The 527-nt window shown below is 36.4% G+C and carries 1 pseudogene; it reads left to right on the top strand.

Going from position 1 to position 527, the window contains the following annotated elements:
• Positions 1-413, top strand: a pseudogene (locus ABD917_RS08845) (hypothetical protein); the annotation flags it as partial.
• Between the last annotated feature and the right edge of the window lie 114 nt (positions 414-527).

Here is a 527-nt window from a genome sequence, read left to right as displayed (position 1 = left end):
ATGATGGGAATTGCTGGGTTAGTGATGATGCTTGTGTTTTGAAAACTAGCGGTGTTTTTGAAAATGCAAAAATTTGTGGCAAGGGACAAGTTTGTGGTGAAGTCTATGGCAAGGCTGTGGTTTATGGCAAGGCTTTCATTTCTCAATATGCAAAAATTTATGATCATGCAATGATTCATAACCGTGCAAAAATCTATGGCAAGGTTTATGGCAATGCTTATGTGAGTGGCTCTGCTGAAATTTATGGCTCTGTTTATGGCAATGCCAAGATTTCATGTGCACTCAAGGTCTTTGGTAAAGTTTATGGAAGAGCAAAAATAAATAGAAAAAGTATGATAAGGTGTATTCAAAACAATCAAGAGGTTTATAAGAGCGATAAGATTGTAGATATATTAGATGATAGAGAAGAATAAATGATAGGCGTGGGGGCGCCTTTCTTATTGATACAAACGTATCGTAAAAGAGAGAATTCAAAAAAAGAAAGCCGTGCCAAGTGATAGACGCGGCTTTTGAATATCGATTCTAAT

The sequence above is a fragment of the Bartonella pachyuromydis genome (assembly GCF_039543065.1).
Classification (GTDB): Bacteria; Pseudomonadota; Alphaproteobacteria; order Rhizobiales; family Rhizobiaceae; genus Bartonella; species Bartonella pachyuromydis.
This window is presented reverse-complemented; position numbering and strand designations above follow the sequence as displayed.